The following is a 21,410-nucleotide window of genomic DNA, read 5'->3' on the forward strand; positions in this document are numbered from 1 at the left end:
GCGCTAAAGCAAAGGCAGATATAACTGTTCGCCACGCCAATCCAATGAGGTAACACCCGATATGAAATTTTTTGTAGATACAGCCGAAATCAAAGACATCGCTGAGCTGAACGATCTGGGCATGGTGGACGGGGTTACAACCAACCCTTCACTGATCCTGAAATCGGGCCGTGACATCATGGAGGTCACCAAGGAAATCTGTGACATCGTCTCTGGCCCCGTTTCGGCCGAGGTGGTCGCGCTCGAAGCGGATGCGATGATCGCCGAGGGCCGCAAACTGGCCGAGATCGCCGAAAACATCACCGTAAAGCTGCCCCTGACATGGGACGGGCTGAAGGCCTGTAAAGTCCTGTCCAGCGAGGGAAAAATGGTCAATGTGACCCTGTGTTTCTCGGCCAATCAGGCGCTTTTGGCGGCCAAAGCAGGGGCCACGTTCATCTCGCCCTTCATTGGCCGTTTGGATGACATCGACCTCGACGGCATGGACCTGATTGAGGACATCCGCACCATCTATGACAACTACGGTTTTGACACTCAAATTCTGGCGGCTTCCATCCGCAGCGTAGGCCACGTGCGCGAATGTGCGCTGGTCGGTGCCGATGTGATGACAGCGCCACCAGAAGTCATCCGCAAGCTGGCCACACACCCGCTGACCGACAAAGGTCTGGACCAGTTCATGAAAGACTGGGCCAAGACCGGTCAATCCATCGGCTAAAACCGAAACCCTAGCTGTGCGCGCTCAAGAGCGTGCGCAGCTGCTGCGGGCTAAGCGGAAAAAGGCGTGCATCGGCATTTGTGCTTTTTTGTTCCATGCGACATCCTTACGGATGAAACCCGGACAAAATCAGGGGAAGATGTCGCATTCCACGTCACATTGGTGTGTTCTTCCCGCATCTGCCCGTCTGTTAAGCGAAAAAAAATCGCGAACCCAGCGCCGCGCGTGATATAGAACCGAAAACAAAATGAGAGCAGCATGAGCAGCAGCCCCAAAATTGAAGATACTCTGCGCGAAGCCATCATTGCGCAGCCGGATGTGATTCTAGATGACAGCGACGTTATGCAGGCGCTGATCGCTGCCAATGAAAAGGCAATGGGCGGCAATATCGTCGACCTGCGCGGCATCGCGATGGAGCGTCTGGAAACGCGGCTGGACCGATTGGAAGACACGCACCGCAGCGTGATTGCCGCAGCTTATGAGAATCTTGCCGGCACCAACCAGATTCATCGCGCTGTTCTGCGGATGCTGGACCCCGTGGAATTTGAAAGCTTCCTGCGCGATCTTGGCGGCGAAGTGGCCGAGATCTTGCGTGTGGATACGGTGAAGCTGGTGCTTGAATCAGTCCAGAATGATAGTGACCCCGCCGTGCAGCGTTTGGGCGATGTGCTTAGCGTGGCAGAGCCCGGCTTCATTGACGACTATCTCACTCAAGGGCGCGGTGGCACTGTGCGGCAGGTCACTCTGCGGTCAGTGCAGGACGCAGCGGAGCATATCTACGGACCAAACGCCGAGTGGATCCGCTCTGAGGCCTGCCTCAAACTTGACTTCGGTGCGGGCCGCCTGCCCGGCATGCTGGTCATGGGTGCCGAGGACCCGCATATGTTCGGCCCCCAGCAAGGCACTGACCTGCTAGCGTTTTTCACCGGTGTCTTCGAGCGCGCCATGCGCCGCTGGCTGTCTTGAGCGTCGATGGCCTAGCAATTTCACCAGCAGCGCGTGATGCGCTGCAAACATGGCTGGAGCAACAGCGTGCCCTGAAGGGGGCTGCTGAAAACACCCTCACTGCCTACCGCGGCGATGTGGTCGAGTTTCTGGCCTTTATCACCCAGTACAATGGCGAATCTCAGGGACTGCGTGCCTTGTCCGACATATCCATCCGTGACATGCGCGCATGGATGGCCCAGACCCGCAATACCAGTGTCGGCCCGCGCAGCCTTGCGCGTAAATTATCCGCTGTAAAAGCCTTCTACCGCTGGCTGGCCGAGCGGGAGGGGTTCGAGCCCACTGCCGTGCTGTCCACCCGCGCACCGAAATTCACCAAAAAGCTGCCCCGCCCCTTGGCTGTCGATGCCGCGCGTGACCTTATTGACTGCGTCGAGCTACAGGGCCGTGATCCATGGGTAGCAGCCCGCGATGTCGCTGTCCTTACGCTGTTATGGGGCTGCGGATTACGGATATCAGAGGCGTTGGGCCTATCCGGAGCCGATGCCCCCCTGCCGGATACGCTTCGTATTGTGGGTAAGGGCGGCAAGGAACGTGTCGTGCCTGTTCTGCCCGCCGCCCGTGAGGCAGTCGCGGCCTATCTGCGCGCCTGCCCTCACCCGCTTGAAGCCAAAGGCCCCTTGTTTCGCGGCGTGCGCGGTGGTGCGTTATCGCCCGGTGCAATCCAGAAAGTCATGGCCAGCGCCCGCATGCAACTGGGCCTGCCCGCCAGTGCCACACCCCATGCCATGCGCCACAGCTTTGCCACCCACCTGCTGGATGCGGGCGGCGATTTACGTGCCATTCAGGAATTGCTGGGCCACGCATCGCTTTCGACCACGCAAGCCTATACGGCCGTGGATACCCAGCGCCTGATGGACGTCTATAACCGCGCGCACCCGAAAGCATGAGCGCTTTCCTTTTGCATCTCGCGCCCCGATTTGCGACACACTGATATGACCCCAAAAAACAAAGCTCTTGCCGTCCATTTGTTCACTGCCACAGGTGCTGTATTTGCCATGCTGGCCATGCTTGCCGCAGTGCAAAGCAAATATGACATGATGTTTCTATGGCTTGTGATTGCCTTCTTCGTGGATGGCATCGACGGGCCGCTCGCGCGTAAATACGATGTCAAAACCAATGCGCCCGAGTTTGACGGCGTGTTGCTGGATTTGGTCATCGACTATCTTACCTATGTGTTCATCCCCGCCTTTGCCCTGTTTACTTCGGGCCTCATGGACGGGTGGAGCGGTTGGTTGATGATCATCATCGTCACTTTCGCCAGCGCGCTTTATTTCGCCGATACGCGCATGAAGACCAAGGACAACTCATTTTCCGGCTTCCCGGGCTGTTGGAACATGCTGGTGCTGGTGATTTTTGCCTTAGGGATCCCGTGGTACATCAGCCTTGTGTTGGTGACATTCCTGTCGATCACAATGTTCATACCGCTCAAATTCGTGCACCCCGTGCGGACCGAGCGGTGGCGCGTGGTGACGCTGCCGATGGCGCTGGCATGGACGATCTTTGGCGGCTGGGCCGCTTGGGTGAACTTTCACCCCGACAGCTGGGCGGCATGGGGATTGGTTGTGACCTCGGTCTATTTGCTGTTTGCGGGCATCGCGCAGCAAATCCTGTATGATGGTCGCGACATCTAAAACTAGATCAGGAAACCGCCCGCACCTTCATGGCGCAGCAGGGCGACTTTGGTCTCGACACCACCAGCGCCCGAGAATCCGGTCAGCCCCTTGGCCCCCATTACGCGGTGGCATGGGATAATGATCGGGATCGGATTGCCTCCACAAGCCCCACCAACCGCCTGAGCAGGCGCGCCGAGCTGTTTGGCGATATCGCCATAAGTGCAAGTGTCGCCAAAAGGGATCGCGGACATCGCCGCACAAACCGCACGCTGGAAGTCCGATCCCCCAACCAGCAGTGGCAAATCAAACACCTCTAGCGCGCCGGCATCATAGGCCAGAAGCTGCCTGCGGGCCTCCTCCAGCACAGTCGTGCTATCCTCGGAAGGCGCGCGGCCCCAGTCAAGCTTTGTGATGTGATCGCCCGATTGGGTCAGGATCAGCTCGCCGAATTGTGTGTGAACGGTGCATGTTTTCATGGGACCAACTATGCGGCCTTGGCGCCGCTGGCTCAATCCAAATCATGTGAAAAGCGGTGGGGCAAAGCATTCAGCCCGCCCCACCTTATCGTTAAAGTGCCGCGTCGCAGCGTCCGCAGACGCCGTCATGGGCATGGGTGCCCACATCGGGCAGGACTTTCCAGCAGCGCGCGCATTTCGCGCCATCCGCCTTGGCAAACACCACGCCCACACCAGCCACATCCGCAAGGGTAAAGGCCCCTTCGGGCGCGTCACCCTCAGCAATGATGATCTGGCTTGTGATGCACAGATCGGCAAAAGTTTCAGCATTGGTGATGACCGCGGCCAGCTCTGGCGACAGGTAGACTGTTGGCCCTGCCTCCAATGATGAGCCGATGACCTTGGCGGTGCGCTGTTCTTCCAACGCGCCGGTGACCACGCGGCGCACGGCGCGCACTGTCTCGGAGCGCGCGGCTAATGCGTCATCGCGCCATGCGGCAGGCGTGTCAGGGAAGTCCACGAGGTGCACCGAAGTCTCCGCCCCATTACGCTCCAGCCAGATTTCTTCCATTGTGAAGGGCAGGATCGGGGCCAGCCATGTGGTCAGGCGGCTATAGAGGTGGTCCAGTACAGTCAGCGCAGCCAAGCGGCGTGGTGTGTCCCCGTCACAATACAGCGCATCCTTGCGGATATCGAAGTAGAAGGACGACAGGTCCAGCGTGGCAAAGTCAAAGATCGCGCGGAACACGCCTTGGAAATCAAACCGCGCATAGCCTTCGCGTACCACACCGTCCAGCACCGCCAGCTTGTGCAGGATCAGCTGCTCCAGCTCGGGCATATCGTCCCGCGCCACGGCTTTGGAGGCGTCAAAGTCCGGCAGTGACCCCAGCATATAGCGCATTGTGTTGCGCAGGCGGCGGTAGCTATCGGCGGTGCCTTTGAGGATCTCATCCCCGATCCGTTGGTCTTGGGTATAATCCGTCTGCGCCACCCAAAGACGCAGGATATCCGCGCCATATTGCTGGATGATTTTCTCGGGCACGATCGTGTTGCCGATGGATTTGGACATCTTCATGCCCTTGGCATCCAGCGTGAACCCATGGGTCACAACCTGACGGTAAGGCGCATGACCTGTGGTGCCAACCGATTGCAGCAACGACGAGTGGAACCAGCCGCGGTGTTGGTCGGTGCCTTCCATGTAAACATCCGCGATCCCGTCCTCAGAGCCGTCTTCGCGGTCACGCAGGGTAAAGGCGTGGGTCGAGCCAGAGTCGAACCACACATCCAGGATATCTGTGACCAGATCATAGTCATCGGGGTTCACGATACCGCCAAGGAAGCGCTCTTTCGCGCCCTCGGCATACCATGCATCCGCGCCCTCGGCCTCAAAGGCCTCAGCGATACGGGCGTTCACATCGGCGTTGCGCAGCAGGAAGTCAGGGTCCGTCGGCAGCACGCCCTTGCGGGTAAAGCAGGTCAACGGCACACCCCAAGCGCGTTGACGCGACAGCACCCAGTCAGGGCGGGCCTCCATCATCGCGTGCAGGCGGTTGCGGCCTGATTTTGGTGTCCATTTGACGTTGTCGATCTCGGTCAGGGCGCGTTCACGGATGGTGGTGCCGTGCATGTCCTGCCCGTCGCCGACGGTTTTGTCGATCGCAGCAAACCACTGTGGCGTGTTGCGGTAGATCACCGGCGCTTTGGAGCGCCAGCTGTGCGGGTAGCTGTGTTTGATCTTGCCGCGCGCCAACAGGCCGCCAACCTCAACCAGTTTGTCGATGACAGCCGCGTTGGCGTTGCCTTCCTTGCCGTTGGGTTTCAGGATCGCCTTGCCGCCAAAGAACGGCAGATCAGCGCGGTAACGCCCATCAGGGTTCACGTTATAGGTGATGACCTGATCCAACATGCCCAGCTCGCGGTAGAGGTCATATTCCTCAAGACCGTGGGAAGGTGCGCAATGCACAAAACCCGTGCCTTCGGTATCGGTGACAAATTCCGCTGCGCGGAAATCACGCAGATCGTCCCATTCGCCCTCAGAGCCTTCGGCACCGTGCAGCGGGTGCTTGAGGCTGATGGTTTCCAGCTCTTCATTGGTCACATCACGCAGACGGGTCCACTGCCCCTCTTCCAGACGCGCACGGCCCAGAACATCCGCAGCAAGATTATCCGCCAACAGATATTTATCGCCAACATTGGCCCAGCATTCATCCGGTGTACCGGTGATTTCATACAGGCCATAAGAAATGCCCGCGCCGTAAACGACGGCTTTGTTCGATGGCATGGTCCACGGCGTGGTGGTCCAGATGACAACCTGTGACCCTTCCAAATCGCCACCGCCCACAACGCGGAACTTCACCCAGATCGTGAAGCTGTCTTTGTCGTGATACTCGACCTCGGCTTCGGCCAATGCGGTCTGCTCAACCGGCGACCACATCACGGGCTTGGAGCCCTGATAAAGCGTGCCGTTCATAAGGAACTTCATGAATTCTTCCGCGATCACGCGCTCGGCGTGGAAATCCATCGTCAGATAGGGTTTTGCCCAATTGCCCTGCACGCCAAGGCGTTTGAATTCCTCGCGCTGGATATCCACCCAGCCCTTGGCGAACTCACGGCACTCACCGCGGAATTCGTTGATCGGCACTTGATCCTTGTCGCGGCCTTTCTTGCGGTATTGCTCTTCGATCTTCCACTCAATCGGCAGACCGTGGCAATCCCAACCGGGGATATAGCGCGCGTCAAATCCCATCATCTGATGTGAGCGCACGATCATGTCTTTGATGGTTTTGTTCAGCGCGTGACCGATGTGCAAATGGCCGTTGGCATAGGGTGGGCCGTCATGCAGTGTGAAAGGCTTACGGCCCTTTTTCTCGCGCAGGCGGTCATAGATGCCGATCTGCTCCCAACGCTCCAGCCAAGCCGGCTCACGTTTGGGCAGGCCCGCACGCATCGGGAAATCGGTGCGAGGCAGATTCAGGGTTTGTTTGTATTCAGGGGTCTCGGCGCACATGAGGGGCGTCCTTTTGTCGTCATCAATGTCAGGGAAATAGGGGCGGTGCGAGCGGCTCAAACACCTTTGCCCGGCGGCTCAGAACTGGCTGAGCGCCGGGGAAGTAATTCGCTGTATGATCAGGTGTGCTGTCATCTTGGCATGGCTTATAGGCACCTCCCCCCAAGGGGGCAAGCCTGTCTTGGTCCTAGTGGGGCGGTACAGGGGGCGGCGCGGCCTGTTCGGCGCGGTCACGGTCTTGGGCCCAGCGGTTAAGCCAAGCAAGCGCCGCCAGCCCCAGCCCCAGTGCCAGAAGCGAGAAAACCCGCGTCAGCCCGTCCAGATCGCTGATGTCCACAAGGAAGACTTTGGCCACTGCCAACCCGATCCCTGCAAGCCCCGCCTTGCGCAACATGGCTGCGCGGCGCCGCAGTGATTGGTAAAACAGCCCCGCCCCCGCAACCAGCAGAAGAATGGTATAGGTGTATTGTTCGGGCTGCGATATCCCGAAAGAAAGCGGCATCTGCATCCCGCCCTGCCAGAAATGCCGGACCGCCATAAACAGCCAAAAGGCCGTCAATGCGCCCCCTAACATGCCCAACCCTGCGCGCAGCCGCTGATCTATGGCCTTCAAGCGCCACGCGCCCGCCAGCAAGACAAGCGCCGGCACCAGATAGGCTGCGGCCAAAGTATTAAAGAAGACTGGTCCAAAGACATGCCACGCCTGCGGCATCTGACCGCCCCCTTGCACGCTGGTGGCCAACAGTGGGTTTGCGGCCGTAAACGCCGCCACCATCGCACCTGTGGCGAACACAGCAAAAACCGCAGCAAGCGCCCAGCGCAGCTTGCTCAGCAGGCCCTTAAATTGCCCCTCCGTCCGCTGGATCTGCGCCAAGGCAAGCCCAATCCAGATCGCCGCATTCAGGCCCAGCGCCCAGTGACTTCCGACGTAGCTCCCCCCGACTTCGGCCTCGATCCAGCGCAGCAACAAAATGCTCGCCGTGAGCCCTGCGGTGGACCACGCGGCGGAATCCAACATCATCTTTGACCGAGGCCGCGCAAGGGGCCGCAACAGCCAAAGCGCCGCGATAAACGCCGCCAGAGTTCCGACATAGGCCAGCAACACGCCCGCCAAGGGCCCCGTGCCTGCAAATTCAAGCCCCGGATCCGCAACCAACCGGTAGCCCAGCGTGATCACCCCCACCGCAATGAAAATTCCGAGCTGCGGCAGGTTCCACATCCGGTCCAACACCGCCGCCACCAGCACCGTCACCGCCAAAGCCACCGTCAAAGCCGTCGCGCTAAATACAATCACAAAGGCAAACGCCATACAGGCCAGCGCGGACATCATCGCAAAGCTCACGCGCAGGCGCTCCTCTTTGTCCACCCGCGCCAAACGTTCGGCAAACAGAACCATCAGCGTCGCCAAACCCGCAGCATGTAACGCCCACGGGTAAGACCCGATCACGGCTGCAGGCTGCCAGCCCATTTCGAGCACAATCGCCATCGCAGGCGCATAAACGGCCGCAACCGCCGCCCAAATCACGCCAAACGCCCCGCCCCGCAGCGCCCGCCACAGCGCAAAGATCGATATTACGGCCCCGATCGCAACCAGCACAGTGATCACCCAAGGAAAGCCAGCCTCAGCGTTTATGCTGTAGGTTTTTGAAAAGGTCTCATAGGTGATCCGCCGGTTCTCGGCCTGTGCAAAGATGGACAGCAGCAGTGCCACAGGGGCAATCAACGCCGCATCCTGCAAGGCAGGCGCACGGTGCGACCACGCGATGAGGGTGACGCTCAGAGCCGTGAACAAACCGACGCTCAGCCAAATCTCTGCTGCCCCCGGTTTCCAGACGATCAGGAGGATAACACAGCTTGCCGCCACGCTAGAGAAGGCCAAGAGCGTGGGGAAAGACGGCCATGTCAGCCCCTGCTCTTTTGCGCCAAAGGTCATGCGGCCCAATGCACCGATCATGACGGGCGGGCCTGCATGATCCGGCACCAGCGCGCGCGCAGGGATCAAGATCGCAAATAGCGGCAGAACGGCAAAATAGATCTGCCCCGTCCACGCGGTTGATCCGCCTGACCCAAGCAAAACAAACCCCATAAAATAGGCCAACACCAGCGTCAGCGCAGAAATCCAGCCCCAGCGCCGGATGGTATCCACGCCCAACCCCAGCACGGCGATCACGGCGAAATAACCGTATAGAGGGCTTGCATCCGCCGCCGAGATTTCCAACACCAGCGGCGCGCCATAAGCGCCGATCACGCCGACCGCCACCAACAGCGGGCCGTAGATCCAACCCAACACCATCGCCAAAAGCGCCACGCAGGTCATGCCAATCATTGCCGCACCGCCGCCGATCAAATCATACAACATGCGTGCCGACAGGATGCCGCCAAACAACGTCACAATCCCCGCCCCTGAAAAAACCGAGGGCAAATAAGCCGTGGATGCCTGCTCCCCATCGCCATATCGGCGACGGATGAATTCACCCACAGCGATCAGCGCCCCACCGAAGCCCAGCGCGGCGGCCACGCGCGCGCGCGGCGGCAGCAGGCCGTTCTCCATCCCGTATTGCACAAGGAAAACCCCTGCCAAAGCGAGGGAGGCTGCCGATACAACGTAAAACCAGTTCTGTTGCAGCCATGGGCCGAGCCGGGACAGCGCTTGTCCCACCGGCGAGGGCCGGCGCGGTGTTTCAGGGGCGGCTTGGGCAATGGGCGAATGGGCTTGTTGTGCTGCGGCAAGCGGTGGTGGGGTTTTGGGCTGCGCCGCCTCAGCGTCGGCTTGGGGCGCATCATCTGCGGCATCAAGCGCGGGGTTTTCATCCGCCAGCGGTTTCGCAGCGGCCTCTTGAGTTCGAGGACCCTCCTTGCCCAAGGCAGAAAGCCTGCCCTGCAAATCCTTGATCCTGCTTTCGGCATCCCCAAGCCGCCTGCGCAGCCTGCTTTGCCCGATGACCAAAGCAATCAAGGTGACCGGAATGGCCAATACAACCAAGGCAACCAGTGCAAAAAAAGGCTCCATGACACCAAACTCCGATCAGATCAAAGGTTCATTCAACGGCCCACCCCGCCAACGGCGGAACGCGCTGGCCGCTTAGTCTTTTGCGCTGCCCTTACCAAATAGCCCGCCAAGGCTGTTGGTGATAATGCTGCGCACTTTGGGGCGGCGTGCAGGGGTAAAGGGTAGCGGGCGGCAGACCTCCATCGCGGCCACGCCCACGCGGGCTGTCAGCGCGCCATTCACCAGCCCCTCACCAAAGCGGCGGCTGAGTTTTCCCAGAAGCGACCCGCCAAGGATCGGCTCAAGCATGTCATCCCCCACGGCGACTGCGCCGGTGGCCACCAGATGCGACAGCACTGCACGTGTCAGCCGCCAACTGCCAAAAAAGCCTGACCGCCCGCCGTAGACTTCGGCGATGCGGCGGATCATGCGCAGGTTCGACGTCAACGCCGCAACCACATCCGCCAGCGCCAAGGGCACCAGCGCCGTCACGGTGGCCACTTGCCGCGCCGCGGCCTCGACCTCACGTTGGGCGGCGGTATCCAGCGGGGAGAGCAGCTCGGTCTCGGCCACGGCGAGAAGCCCCGCTGCATCAAGTTGATCTCCGCGCAGCTCCTTCAGACGATCACGGCCCCAACGCGTGTCCTCGCGACCTCTGTAGAGGGCCACCAGCCGGTCCGTGACCCCGCGCGCGCCAGCCAGATCATCCTGCGCCAGTGCTTCGCGCGCGCTGTGGCGCAAGCCGTCCAGACGGCCTAAACGGCCAAAGGCTGCAACCTCGCGCAGGGCCACCAATGCCAACACCAGTAAAAACACCGCCAAAAGCACGCTCATCGCGGTGCCCAAAAGCGGGTATTGCGTCAAAAGATCGGTTACAAAACGCCACGCCGCGAGCGATACAAACGCCCCCATAAGCGCCACCAGCAGCCCCCAGAACAGGCGCGTCAGCCTGGAGGGTTTCGAGGCCGCCAGCCTTGCGGCGATCTGCATCGCCTGCCCTTGAGGCGGGCTTTGTTCAGGCAGGTCCAGCACGGGGGGCGCATCGGCCACAGAAGGGGCCGCTTTAGCCTCTTGTGCCTCAAGGTCGAATAGGACCGGACCTTTGGCCATCAGACTGTTTCCTTGCGCCACTCAAAGCGGATGTCAGGTAGATGTGCATCATTGCCGGCACCATCCGTGCGCTGGATTTCGACAAAACCGGCCTTGCCGTAGAAATCCGTCGCATGATCATTGGCCTGATAGCTCCACAGCCCCAGCTTTTTGGCCAATCGCTGTGCATCGCGCATCAACCCCGCTGCCACGCCTTTGCCCTGCATATCAGGGCGCAAGCACAATGCGTGGATTTCCGTGCCTTTACGGGCGATCCATCCGACCACGACATCATCCACAACGGCAACCTTTACCCAGCCTGACCCGATCATATCATCAATCAAATTCAGCTCTTCGGCAGAAGTATAAAGGTCAGGCAACCAGTCAAACTGCGCATTAGCCGCAGCCAGAATATCGGCAAGCTTGCTAGCATCCAGCACCCGCGCGGGGCGAATTATCACAGCAGTCATAGCCGGTCTCCGATCAAAAATTCTGCTGCACGGTCCAGACGGATGTGCGGCGGCCCGTCACCAGGGCGAAGCGTAAGGGGTGCGGGTGCAAATCGCATAATCTGGTAATCCGCATCAAGCCATTTTTCAACTCCGGCGCGTGCGGGGCTCAGCAGATGCGCCGGATCATCCGGCAAGGCCCCCGGATAAAACGCTGCCTGCTTGCCCGTATCCAGCAATGTTCCCCGCACCACATCCAATGTGCTGCCTTCATGGGTCATGCGGTCTTCGGTTGTGGCGCGCAGCGACGCAATGGCCAACGCTTGGGTCGCGGCACCGGCAAAGCGCGCCTTTTCGCGGGCCTCGCGGGTCAACGCCTCCATAATGGCGGTAAGCTGCGCATGCTGGCTATGATGCAAATGATCCGCCTTGGTCGCGGCAAAAAGGATTTTCTCGACCCGTTTGCCACCTAGAATACCGCTGAGAAAACTGTTCTTGCCCGGACGAAAGGCACCGAGCGTCTCGGACATGGCGGCGCGCAGGTCTTCTACGGCGGGTGGGCCTGCATTGATCGCGCCCAGCGCATCCACCAGTACAACCTGCCGGTCGATGCGGGCGAAATGATCCCGAAAGAAGGGTTTGACGACCTCCCGCTTGTAGGCCTCAAACCGGCGCGCCATCTCACGGCGCAGGGATTTGCGGGCATCGCCCCCAGAGGCCGGCAAAGGCGCGAAGGTCAGCACCGGTGAGCCAGCCAGATCACCGGGCAGCAGGAAACGCCCCGGCGCGCAATCCGAAAACCCATCGGCACGGGCCTGATTGAGGTAGCTTGCAAAGCTATCAGCCAGCGCTTTGGCCTGTGTTTCCTCTAACGGGGCCTGCCCATCCGTGTCCGCCACCAACGCAAGATAGCCCTGCGCCTGCGCGCGCGTCGCGATCCGCGCCAGCGTCATCGCTGACCACGCGTCATAGCTCATCTCGAGCAAGCCCAGATCCAGCAGCCATTCGCCCGGATAATCGACGATGTCCAAATGCACCGTGCGCGGCCCTTGCAACCCTGACAGCAAACCTTTGGGCCGCACGCGTAGGCTCAGCCTCAGCTCGGACACCGCGCGGGTGCTATCGGGCCAATGCGGTATTTTGGCCGTCAGCGCGCCAAGATGGCCCTCATATTCAAAGCGTGGAATAGTGTCATTGGGTTGCGGTTGCAAAAACGCCGCCTCAATCCGCCCTTCTCCCGCAGCCACAAGCCCCGGCATCCGGCCACGGTCCATCAGATTGGCCACAAGCGACGTGATGAATACGGTTTTACCAGAACGGGCAAGCCCCGTGACCCCCAAACGGATCACCGGCTCAAAGAAGGTCTCCGAGACCGTATCCTGTACGGCCTCGACCTGCCGCCAGATGCCATCAGCGATTTGAGAAAGTACCACGTGCGCCCTGCCCTGTTTATTACATCCTACATAGGGCTGTTTTGCAGGGATTGCCACACAGCCCGCCCCGCGATAAAGCCCCTTTTATGCCAAGATACGCCCTAAAAGTTGAATATGACGGTGCGCCGTTCCATGGCTGGCAGCGCCAGACCGATTTACCCTCGGTGCAGGGGGCAATTGAACACGCGCTTACCAAGATCGAAAAAGGCACCCATCAGATCTCTGCCGCAGGGCGTACAGATAAAGGCGTGCACGGCTTGGGACAGGTTGCGCATTGCGACATGCAGCGCGACTGGACGCCGTTCCGCCTTTCAGAAGCACTCAATTATCATCTTAAACCAAATCCTGTGGCTATCGTTGCCTGCGCAAAAGTGCCCGATGATTTCCACGCGCGGTTTTCTGCACAAGAGCGGCGCTATCTGTTTCGCGTGCTGCCCCGCCGCGCGCCGGTGACCCATGCACAGGGGTTTGTCTGGCAGGTTAAGCAACAACTTGATATCGACGCCATGCGCGAAGGGGCTGCCCATTTATTGGGCACCCATGATTTCACCACTTTCCGCTCGACCATCTGTCAGGCCAAAAGCCCCGTAAAGGCGTTGGACCGGCTTGATATCAACCATGTGCAAACCATCCACGGCACTGAGGTGCATTTTGATGTGCGCGCGCGCTCTTTCCTGCACAACCAAGTGCGCAGTTTCATTGGCACGCTTGAGCGGGTGGGCAGCGGATCGCTGCAACCATCTGATGTGAAAACCGCATTGGAGGCCCGTGACCGGCAGGCCTGTGGACCGGTATCACCGCCGCAGGGGCTGTACCTCGCGAGCGTGAGTTATGAGGTCCCGCCTTTCGACTAGACCGCGCGCGCTGCGCGCCAAAGCCTTCAAAAACCACCCCGTCAAAGGCACCACAATCCCGCGCCGCACCATGCCTGTGCTGACACGGCTTGGCATTCACTGACTGCCGTGATTATCGTGAAGCAACCGCAGCGCGAAGGTGAGTCTCCCTATGCAAACCCCCAACAAATCTTCCTATGACGTCGTTATCGTAGGCGGCGCAATTTTTGGATCATCCGTAGCGTGGTGGTTAAGCCAAATGGCTGGATTTGATGGCTCTGTTTTAGTGGTAGAGCGCGACCCCACCTACGAGTTCGCCTCGACCTCCCATACAAACAGCTGCATCCGGCAGCAATTCAGCAGCCCCGCGAATATCAAGGTCAGCCAGTTCGGTGCCGAGTTCATACAGAATTTCCGGCACTTTATGGGTGACGACCCCGATGTGCCCGAGTTGGCACTGCATAATTTCGGCTATCTGTATCTGGCCGACACCGAGGCTTTTGCGCATGACCTCAAACTGGCGCAACAACTGCAATGCGCCCAAGGGGCAAACACACGACACCTGAGCCGCGAAGAAATCGCCCAAGCCTACCCGTTTTACCAGCTCGACGACATCCTTGCCGCCAACCACAATCTGGTGAACGAAGGCTATTTCGACGGCGGCACCATGTTTGACTGGTTCAAACGGCGCGCACGGGCAAATGGCGTTGAATATGTGCACGCCGAGGTCACTGCGATCACCCGCAAAGGCAACGCTGTGCAAAGCGTCACGCTGGGCGATGGTACGGTTGTTACCTGCGGGACAGTCGTCAACGCCTCGGGCCCGCGTGCGGCCGCAACGGCGCGTATGGCGGGGCTCGATATTCCGGTGGTGCCACGCAAACGCTATACTTACGTCTTTGACGCCGCCCAACCGCTTGACCGCGATCTGCCGCTCACCGTTGATCCCTCCGGTGTCCATGTGCGCACTGAAGGGAAATATTACATGGCAGGGTGCCCTCCGGATGAGGACACAGATGTAGAATATGATGATTTCGCTTTTGATCACAGCCTGTGGGAAAGCAAAGTCTGGCCCGCCGTTGCAACGCGCATACCCCAGTTCGAAGCCATCAAGGTGATCAATCAATGGGTCGGGCATTATGCCTACAACACCCTTGATCAAAACGCCCTGCTGGGCCGCGCTGCGGATTGCCCGAATTTCATTTTCGTGAACGGGTTTTCAGGCCATGGCCTGCAACAATCCCCCGCAATGGGCCGCGGCATTGCCGAGCTTATCACATACGGTTCCTACCGCAGCCTTGATCTGGGCGCTTTTGACGTGAACCGCAGCGCGGCCTGCGTTGAGACTGCCGTCATATAACCCCTAAGCGGAGCCTGCTATGACGATCACCATTCGCCCGCTCACACCTGAGGACAAAGCCGGTTGGGAGCTCCTCTATGCCGGATATGCCCGGTTTTATAACGTGACCCAGACAGCGCAGATGCGGCAAACTGTTTGGGACTGGCTACAAGACGACGCCCATGAAGTGAACGGGCTTGTCGCCGAAAGGAACGGCGAGCTGATAGGTCTTGCCCATTTCCGCCCGTTCTACGCACCGCTCGCCGCGCAAAAGCGTGGCTTTCTGGATGATCTATACGTCGATCCCGCAGCGCGTGGATCAGGGGCAGCGGCGGCATTGATCAAAGGCGTAAGCGATGAAGGGCGCAAGCGTGGCTGGGCATTGATCCGCTGGATCACCGCCGAAAACAACTACCGCGCACGTAGCCTTTATGATCAGGTCGCCACACAAACCCCTTGGGTGACATACGACATACCGCTTTGAGGGGAATTCACCTCGAAATGTTCGGATTATGATGCTTATAAGCAAATTACAGCGGATAAACTGGCGAAATAAATCGCATTAATGAAATACCAAAACATACTGAACTGTCAAAAATCCGCGCCACACGCTATAGACGACACTCACTCACCACCCCAAAGAAAGGCCTAACCATGGCATCCAAACTGAAAAAGATCGTTCTGACAGGCGCCGCTGGCCGTCTGGGCTCTTACCTGCGCGAACCGCTGACTGCCCTGTGCGACGAACTTGTCTCGACAGACATCAAGGAACAGCCTGGCAAGCTCTACGCAGGGGAGAGCTATGTCCAAGCCGATCTGGCCGATTTCAACGCCATGAACGACGTGATTGAAGGTGCGGATATGGTCGTGCACATGGGTGCCTATGTGGATGAAGCACCCTTTGAAGAGTTGCTTGGCCCCAACTTCGTGGGCTCCTACAACGTCTGGGAAGCTGCCTCGCGCCATGGGGTGCGGCGGGTGGTTTACGGCTCTTCCATCCATGCGGTCGGGATGTATCCGAAGAATGAATTCATCAACACCGAAGTCGCCCATCGCCCCGATACGTTCTACGGGCTCGCCAAGTGTTTCACCGAAGATCTGGGCCGGATGTATTGGGAAAAACGCGGGTTAGAGAGCGTACACATGCGCATTCTGTCATGCGCTCAAGTCAACAACGCCCGCGCGCTTGGCTCCTATCTGAGCTATGATGACCTGATCCAGCTCGTGACACGTTGCATTGAAACACCCGTAACTGGCTGGGCTGTGATCTATGGCGTCAGCAATAATGACCGCGCGCCTGTGGACAATACCAAGGCCAGTTTTTTGGGATACCGCCCCAAAGACAATGCTGAAATCTACGCCCAAGAGGTGCTTGCCGCCGAGCCGGAAATGGATCCGCATGACCCAAATCACATGTGCCACGGCGGCCCGTTCGCCGGTGTTGAGCTGGGCAAATCAGGGCTGGCCGGTATGAATGTTGTGGACGACAGCAAGGAAAACTGACCCCTGTAGTTTGACTTAACGGGAGGCTATGCACCCGTCTGCGCCCAAATATGGGTGCGGAAAACCGGCCTCCCACCTCAAACCATCATATTTACTTAAAAACAGATACTTAAAGCGGAAACTTAATCCATCACATCACCTTAGAGCAGAGAGAAGACACTCTCGCAAGAGACTGAAATAAATAAAAAACTCCATTTACCCCAAATCACCACTCATGGGTAAAACCTGACACCGGCGACAGCGACATAGGCTTGCATTTCAACACCGTAAGCCAGCACCCCGATCCGGCGCAAACGCGCGGGATCAAAGGTGACATCAGTTTTATTCTGCACAAAGCTTGTCCACGGCAGACGCAGTGTCTGCCAGTCAGCCGAAGTTTGAAATTCCGCGCGATAGGATTGCCACGGCCTTGCCAGCTGATCGGTCCTCAGGCGCAGCTCATAGGTCGCACCATTGCCCGCCACGTCGATCTCGATACCGGCATAGCCAGACGCATCCAGCACGCGCCCCTCATCCAGATCAAACGCCATTTGGATAAAGCCGCCATTGTTATCCAATGATACGGTACCGCGCAAAGCCATCGCTTCACGCCCTGCGATCTGTACGGCGGCAATACCTCCCGAAGACACCCCTCCCATGACGGTGTCCGCGACATATTCCCATTCAGGTGTCAGTTCCATCTTTTGCTCCTGTGCCATAACGCCCTGCGCAGCAAACAGCAGGGTGCCAATCCATTGCGTGAAACCCGTCATACCCCCTCCTGTTTATGATCAAGATAGACGGTATGGGCCCATTGACCAGCACAGGCGCGACAGATTGCCCGATACCCCGTAAATTCGCGTGGCACAGGCCCCGATACGGGATAGACCTTTTGCAACCTCGGAGAGTGCAATGCTGTTAAATGTCAAAGGCCTGAAGAAATCCTATGTCGGAGCAGAGGGGCCGGTGCCCATCTTGCGCGGTATTCACCTCGAAGTGCTTGCTGGAGAAACATTGGCCCTGACTGGCGAAAGCGGTTCGGGCAAAAGCACGCTCCTGCATTTGATCGGTGGGCTGGACACAGCCGATGCTGGCGCAGTGCTGCTAGAAGGCCGCGATATTACACAGCTTGATGATGCGGGCCGTGCAGCCGTGCGGTGCAACCAGATCGGGATCATCTTTCAGCAGTTCAACCTGATCCCGTCTCTGGACATTGCCGCCAACATCGCCTTTCAGGCCCGCCTCGCCGGCAGCTATGATCAGGGCGAGGCAGATAAGCTGGCGCAGGCGCTGGGTTTAACACAGCACCTGCGCAAATACCCCGAACAATTGTCGGGCGGCCAGCAACAGCGCGTGGCCATTGCCCGCGCCCTTGTTGCGCGCCCCCAGCTGATCCTTGCGGATGAGCCGACAGGCAATCTGGATGAAGCCACCGCAGCCGAGGTCATGGAGCAGATGCGCGCCCTGATCACCCAAACGGGCGCAGCACTGGTGATGGTTACCCATTCCCCCAAACTGGCTGATCAACTGGATCGCCGCGTGCATTTGCGCAAAGGTGTGCTGGCGTGACGTGGACCGGGCTTTCCGCTTTGTGGTCGCATTGGCGGCGCAACCCGCTACAGCTTTTCACGCTGATTGCGGGTCTGGCACTGGCCACGGCACTTTGGTCTGGCGTGCAGGCGGTCAACTCTGAGGCGCGGGCAAGCTATGACGCGGCGGCCGCCACCCTTGGCGAAGGGCAATATGACCAATTACTGCCCGTGTCGGGCGGGCAGATCGCACAATCCACCTTTGTGGCGTTGCGCCGTGCAGGGTGGCAGGTCGGGCCGGTGATCGAGGGGCAGATCGGGCCTGCGGATGGGCAGGTGCGGCTGGTGGGGATTGATCCGCTCACGGCCCCGGGCGGGCTTGGACCTGTCGGTGATGGCGCGGCGCTGCCCCAATTTCTGGAAGAGCGGCCCGTGTTTGCCAATGCCGCCACTGCCGCGCGGTTAGAGGGCCAATTGGATGCGCCGATTGTCGTGATCCCTGATATCGCGCCCGACACGGCCATCACCGATATTTTTGTGGCCCAGCGCCTGTTGGGTGCTCAGGGTAGCCTAAGCCGCTTGATCATAGCCCCCCAACAGCCAGTTGGCCGCGCGCCTCTCGCGCAGGTCGCGCCCCAGCTCACGCTGCGGGCCGCTCAGGGGGGATCGGACGTGGGGCGGTTGACGGATAGCTTTCACCTCAACCTCACGGCCTTCGGGTTGTTGAGCTTTGCGGTCGGGATTTTCATCGTGCATGGGGCTGTGGGCCTCGCCTTTGAGCAGCGCCGCGCCATGGTCCGCACGCTACGCGCCTTGGGGATGCCCCTGCGGCAGCTCATGGGATTGATGGCGGCGGAATTGGTGGTTCTGGCGCTGATTGGCGGCGTGTTGGGGGTCAGTGCCGGTTATCTGATCGCAGCCACCTTGCTGCCAGATGTGGCGGCCACGCTCAAAGGGCTTTACGGCGCGCAAGTCTCTGGAACATTGCAGCTGCGCCCCTCGTGGTGGGTGTCGGGGATGGCAATTTCGGTGTTGGGCACGGCGATTGCTGCTGCGGGGGCGCTTGGCTCTGTCGCGCGCATGCCGCTGCTGGCCACGGCACGTCCCCGCGCATGGGCCACATCGCGCGGTTCCATGCGGCGGCTGCAGATGGCGATCAGCCTCGGGCTGATGGCAGTGGCGGGGGTGCTGGCACTGGTAGGCAGCGGTCTGGTGATGGGGTTTGGCCTGCTGGCCTGTCTGTTGATTGGCGCAGCGCTTGCCCTGCCTTTGGTGCTGGATTTTGTGCTACGCGGGGCTGCCTATTTGGCAAAGAGCGTCACTGCCCAGTGGTTCTGGGCCGATACGCGCCAACAATTGCCGGAGTTGAGCCTTGCGCTCATGGCGCTGCTGCTGGCGATGGCTGCAAATGTTGGGGTATCGACCATGGTGTCGAGCTTCCGGCTCACCTTTACTGGCTTTCTGGATCAACGCCTCGCATCAGAGCTTTATGTGAACACCCGAAGTGCAGAAGAGGCACAACGGCTTGAGACATTTGTACAGCCCTATACCTCCGAAACCCTGCCGCTGTTGTCCACGGAGACAACGCTCTCGGGGCTGCCCGCCGAGCTTTATGGCACGCGGATCGGCATGACCTACCGCACGCATTGGGATTTACTGGACGAAGCCCCGCAGGTTTGGGACCGCGTGCAGGCCGGTGAGGCAGTGCTGGTGAATGAACAACTCGCACGGCGCGCGGGGCTTTGGGTGGGCGACAATCTGACCATCAGCCCACAGGTCACACTGCCCATCGCAGGCGTTTACGGTGATTACGGCAATCCAATTGGCCAAGCCATCCTCACCGAGCCGCTCTTTACCCGTCTGCACCCCACCCTGCGCGCCACCCGCTTTGGCCTGCGCACAGATGATGCAGCTGCCTTGCGCATCGCTTTGCAGGATGATTTCGGCTTACCCGAGACCGCCATCACCAATCAGGCGCAGATCAAGGCCTTCTCTCTTGCGGTGTTTGAGCGGACCTTTACCGTGACGGCCGCGCTGAATGTGCTGACGCTGAGCGTGGCGGGGTTTGCGATGTTTATGAGCCTGCTGACCCTCGCGGGCCTGCGCCTGCCACAGCTGGCCCCTGCATGGGCGCTGGGCATGACGCGGCGGCGGCTGGGGCAGCTGGAACTGATCCGCGCTGTGGTGCTGGCCGCGCTCACTGCTATCTGCGCGCTGCCCTTGGGCCTTGCGCTGGCATGGGTGCTGCTGGCCGTCGTCAACGTCGAAGCCTTTGGCTGGCGTTTGCCGATGTATGTCTTCCCGCGCGATTATGCGGTGCTGGGTGGCTTTGCTTTGTTGGCTGCGGTGCTGGCTGCTGCTTGGCCTGCCCGCAAACTGGCACGGACACCGCCCACTGATTTGCTCAAGGTTTTTGCCAATGAACGTTAAAACGCTGATCTTTGCCCTTGCGGGTCTTTGCGCGCCGGTCGCGGCCATGGCCCAAGGCTTTGCCGGTTTGGGCAGCGATGCCGAAGGGTTCACCGTCCCCGCGCCAAACCCCGAATTCAGCTTTCCCGCCGATCATGGCGCGCATGCCGATTACCGGATTGAATGGTGGTATCTGACCGCCAACATGGAGGGGCCTGATGGCACGCCTTATGGGCTGCAATGGACGTTGTTCCGCTCGGCGCTGGCACCTTTTGCCACGCAGGGCTGGGACAGCCCGCAAATCTGGTTTGGCCATGCGGCTGTTACCACTCCCACCGCGCATTACACCTCAGAGCGGTTTGCCCGTGGCGGCATTGGCCAAGCAGGCGTGACAGCCGCCCCCTTTGAGGCATGGATCGACGAATGGCACATGCGCGGAGAGACGTTTGATGCCGTGACCCTCCATGCTGCAGGCCCGCAATTCTCCTATAGTGTTGATCTGGAGGCTCAGGGCCCCTTGGTGTTTCATGGCGATGCTGGGTATTCCGTGAAATCCCAGCAAGGACAGGCGAGCTATTATTACTCACAGCCGTTTTACGCGCTTGCTGGCACGCTGACCCTACCCGATGGCGATGTGCCTGTCACAGGCACGGCATGGCTGGACCGCGAGTGGTCTTCCCAGCCGCTAGCAGAGGATCAGACCGGCTGGGACTGGTTTTCGCTGTCCTTTGACACAGGGGAGAAGCTGATGGGCTTTCGACTGCGCCAATCCGATGGCAGCTATTTCACCTCGGGCACGTGGATCACCGCACAGGGCGTGACAACCGCCCTGCCCGATGGCAGCTTTGATGCAACCCCGCTGGAGACATCCCGCGTAGAGGGGCGCGACGTGCCGACCCGCTGGCAGCTGCGCGTACCGGCCTACGGCGTGGATGTGACCGTGGCCGCCAGCAACCCGCAGGCCTGGATGGATATGTCTGTGGCCTATTGGGAGGGTCCGGTCAGCGTCAGCGGCAGCCACGGCGGGCGCGGCTACCTCGAGATGACAGGCTACGAGTAA

At 59.7% G+C, this 21,410-nt stretch carries 18 protein-coding genes; 11 read left to right on the forward strand and 7 right to left on the reverse strand.

Translation table 11 applies throughout. The features are described 5' to 3' along the window. The first annotated feature begins 61 nt into the window (after positions 1-61). The 4 genes from fsa to ABJM03_RS12030 all read left to right on the forward strand — a co-directional run bounded on the left by fsa (position 62) and on the right by ABJM03_RS12030 (position 3,354). Positions 62-715 carry a fructose-6-phosphate aldolase gene (gene fsa, locus ABJM03_RS12015; protein ID WP_348417789.1) on the forward strand — a complete coding sequence of 218 codons (654 nt, stop codon included), beginning with the start codon at positions 62-64 and terminating at the stop codon, positions 713-715. Positions 716-973: 258 nt separating this feature from the next. After that, the gene (locus ABJM03_RS12020; RefSeq protein WP_348417790.1) at positions 974-1,681 is read left to right on the forward strand and encodes a DUF484 family protein; all 708 of its coding nucleotides are present in this window, start codon (positions 974-976) and stop codon (positions 1,679-1,681) included. After that, positions 1,678-2,610 (forward strand): tyrosine recombinase XerC, encoded by a 933-nt coding sequence (locus ABJM03_RS12025; RefSeq protein ID WP_348417791.1) that lies wholly within the window; start codon positions 1,678-1,680, stop codon positions 2,608-2,610. Before ABJM03_RS12020 ends, ABJM03_RS12025 begins: the two co-directional genes overlap by 4 nt. Positions 2,611-2,655: 45 nt before the next feature. Then, positions 2,656-3,354, forward strand: a complete 699-nt coding sequence (locus ABJM03_RS12030; RefSeq protein ID WP_348417793.1) for a CDP-alcohol phosphatidyltransferase family protein — start codon at positions 2,656-2,658, stop codon at positions 3,352-3,354. Between the two features lie 2 nt (positions 3,355-3,356). Here the strand turns inward: ABJM03_RS12030 and ABJM03_RS12035 are convergent, their stop codons facing one another. The 6 genes from ABJM03_RS12035 to ABJM03_RS12060 form a co-directional block, all read right to left on the reverse strand. After that, on the reverse strand, positions 3,357-3,812 hold the full coding sequence (locus tag ABJM03_RS12035; RefSeq protein ID WP_348417794.1) for a methylated-DNA--[protein]-cysteine S-methyltransferase: 456 nt from the start codon (positions 3,810-3,812) through the stop codon (positions 3,357-3,359). A gap of 91 nt (positions 3,813-3,903) precedes the next feature. Next, entirely contained in the window at positions 3,904-6,798 is a 2,895-nt protein-coding gene (gene ileS, locus ABJM03_RS12040; RefSeq protein WP_348417796.1) for an isoleucine--tRNA ligase, read from the reverse strand. Between the two features lie 187 nt (positions 6,799-6,985). Beyond that, complete coding sequence (locus tag ABJM03_RS12045; protein ID WP_348417797.1) at positions 6,986-9,808, reverse strand: DUF2339 domain-containing protein; 2,823 nt, start codon at positions 9,806-9,808, stop codon at positions 6,986-6,988. A 72-nt stretch (positions 9,809-9,880) separates the two neighbouring features. Next, positions 9,881-10,897, reverse strand: a complete 1,017-nt coding sequence (locus ABJM03_RS12050) for a TIGR01620 family protein (protein WP_348417799.1) — start codon at positions 10,895-10,897, stop codon at positions 9,881-9,883. Continuing rightward, a complete protein-coding gene (locus ABJM03_RS12055) occupies positions 10,897-11,346 on the reverse strand; it encodes a GNAT family N-acetyltransferase (protein WP_348417801.1) in 450 nt (149 codons plus the stop codon). Before ABJM03_RS12055 ends, ABJM03_RS12050 begins: the two co-directional genes overlap by 1 nt. Then, positions 11,343-12,758, reverse strand: a complete 1,416-nt coding sequence (locus ABJM03_RS12060) for a YcjX family protein (RefSeq protein ID WP_348417803.1) — start codon at positions 12,756-12,758, stop codon at positions 11,343-11,345. The genes ABJM03_RS12055 and ABJM03_RS12060 overlap by 4 nt, the downstream gene beginning before the upstream one ends. 86 nt (positions 12,759-12,844) lie before the next feature. Here ABJM03_RS12060 and truA point away from each other — a divergent pair, with 86 nt between their 5' ends. The 4 genes from truA to ABJM03_RS12080 all read left to right on the forward strand — a co-directional run bounded on the left by truA (position 12,845) and on the right by ABJM03_RS12080 (position 16,433). Then, positions 12,845-13,612: a tRNA pseudouridine(38-40) synthase TruA gene (gene truA / locus ABJM03_RS12065; protein WP_348417805.1), complete on the forward strand. Its 768-nt coding sequence runs from the start codon at positions 12,845-12,847 to the stop codon at positions 13,610-13,612. Positions 13,613-13,763: 151 nt separating this feature from the next. Continuing rightward, the gene (locus tag ABJM03_RS12070; RefSeq protein WP_348417807.1) at positions 13,764-14,951 is read left to right on the forward strand and encodes an FAD-binding oxidoreductase; all 1,188 of its coding nucleotides are present in this window, start codon (positions 13,764-13,766) and stop codon (positions 14,949-14,951) included. 19 nt (positions 14,952-14,970) lie between these two features. Continuing rightward, positions 14,971-15,414 (forward strand): GNAT family N-acetyltransferase, encoded by a 444-nt coding sequence (locus tag ABJM03_RS12075; RefSeq protein ID WP_348417809.1) that lies wholly within the window; start codon positions 14,971-14,973, stop codon positions 15,412-15,414. Positions 15,415-15,584: 170 nt separating this feature from the next. Beyond that, on the forward strand, positions 15,585-16,433 hold the full coding sequence (locus tag ABJM03_RS12080) for an NAD(P)-dependent oxidoreductase (protein WP_348417811.1): 849 nt from the start codon (positions 15,585-15,587) through the stop codon (positions 16,431-16,433). A 212-nt stretch (positions 16,434-16,645) separates the two neighbouring features. Here ABJM03_RS12080 and ABJM03_RS12085 read toward each other — a convergent pair whose 3' ends face one another. Then, positions 16,646-17,185, reverse strand: a complete 540-nt coding sequence (locus tag ABJM03_RS12085) for a CIA30 family protein (RefSeq protein WP_348417813.1) — start codon at positions 17,183-17,185, stop codon at positions 16,646-16,648. A gap of 139 nt (positions 17,186-17,324) precedes the next feature. On the opposite strand from ABJM03_RS12085, the gene ABJM03_RS12090 reads away from it, so the two are divergent. From ABJM03_RS12090 to ABJM03_RS12100, 3 genes are read left to right on the forward strand one after another with little or no spacing between them, the layout of a single operon-like run. Beyond that, positions 17,325-17,981, forward strand: coding sequence for an ABC transporter ATP-binding protein (locus ABJM03_RS12090; RefSeq protein ID WP_348417815.1), 657 nt, complete (start codon positions 17,325-17,327; stop codon positions 17,979-17,981). Further along, positions 17,978-20,371 carry an FtsX-like permease family protein gene (locus ABJM03_RS12095; RefSeq protein WP_348417817.1) on the forward strand — a complete coding sequence of 798 codons (2,394 nt, stop codon included), beginning with the start codon at positions 17,978-17,980 and terminating at the stop codon, positions 20,369-20,371. Before ABJM03_RS12090 ends, ABJM03_RS12095 begins: the two co-directional genes overlap by 4 nt. After that, positions 20,361-21,410 carry a lipocalin-like domain-containing protein gene (locus ABJM03_RS12100; protein WP_348417819.1) on the forward strand — a complete coding sequence of 350 codons (1,050 nt, stop codon included), beginning with the start codon at positions 20,361-20,363 and terminating at the stop codon, positions 21,408-21,410. The genes ABJM03_RS12095 and ABJM03_RS12100 overlap by 11 nt, the downstream gene beginning before the upstream one ends.

Origin of the sequence: Sulfitobacter sp. (assembly GCF_039977885.1) — a bacterium.
GTDB lineage: Bacteria > Pseudomonadota > Alphaproteobacteria > Rhodobacterales > Rhodobacteraceae > Sulfitobacter.

What these genes read in the sequence shown, in the direction of transcription:
- truA (WP_348417805.1), top strand. Translation starts at nt 12,845, where the DNA reads ATGCCAAGATACGCCCTAAAAGTTGAATATGACGGTGCGCCGTTCCAT.
- ABJM03_RS12075 (WP_348417809.1), top strand. Translation starts at nt 14,971, where the DNA reads ATGACGATCACCATTCGCCCGCTCACACCTGAGGACAAAGCCGGTTGG.
- ABJM03_RS12085 (WP_348417813.1), bottom strand. Translation starts at nt 17,185, where the DNA reads ATGACGGGTTTCACGCAATGGATTGGCACCCTGCTGTTTGCTGCGCAG.
- ABJM03_RS12090 (WP_348417815.1), top strand. Translation starts at nt 17,325, where the DNA reads ATGCTGTTAAATGTCAAAGGCCTGAAGAAATCCTATGTCGGAGCAGAG.
- ileS (WP_348417796.1), bottom strand. Translation starts at nt 6,798, where the DNA reads ATGTGCGCCGAGACCCCTGAATACAAACAAACCCTGAATCTGCCTCGC.
- ABJM03_RS12020 (WP_348417790.1), top strand. Translation starts at nt 974, where the DNA reads ATGAGCAGCAGCCCCAAAATTGAAGATACTCTGCGCGAAGCCATCATT.
- ABJM03_RS12035 (WP_348417794.1), bottom strand. Translation starts at nt 3,812, where the DNA reads ATGAAAACATGCACCGTTCACACACAATTCGGCGAGCTGATCCTGACC.
- ABJM03_RS12100 (WP_348417819.1), top strand. Translation starts at nt 20,361, where the DNA reads ATGAACGTTAAAACGCTGATCTTTGCCCTTGCGGGTCTTTGCGCGCCG.
- fsa (WP_348417789.1), top strand. Translation starts at nt 62, where the DNA reads ATGAAATTTTTTGTAGATACAGCCGAAATCAAAGACATCGCTGAGCTG.
- ABJM03_RS12070 (WP_348417807.1), top strand. Translation starts at nt 13,764, where the DNA reads ATGCAAACCCCCAACAAATCTTCCTATGACGTCGTTATCGTAGGCGGC.
- ABJM03_RS12080 (WP_348417811.1), top strand. Translation starts at nt 15,585, where the DNA reads ATGGCATCCAAACTGAAAAAGATCGTTCTGACAGGCGCCGCTGGCCGT.
- ABJM03_RS12050 (WP_348417799.1), bottom strand. Translation starts at nt 10,897, where the DNA reads ATGGCCAAAGGTCCGGTCCTATTCGACCTTGAGGCACAAGAGGCTAAA.
- ABJM03_RS12030 (WP_348417793.1), top strand. Translation starts at nt 2,656, where the DNA reads ATGACCCCAAAAAACAAAGCTCTTGCCGTCCATTTGTTCACTGCCACA.
- ABJM03_RS12055 (WP_348417801.1), bottom strand. Translation starts at nt 11,346, where the DNA reads ATGACTGCTGTGATAATTCGCCCCGCGCGGGTGCTGGATGCTAGCAAG.
- ABJM03_RS12045 (WP_348417797.1), bottom strand. Translation starts at nt 9,808, where the DNA reads ATGGAGCCTTTTTTTGCACTGGTTGCCTTGGTTGTATTGGCCATTCCG.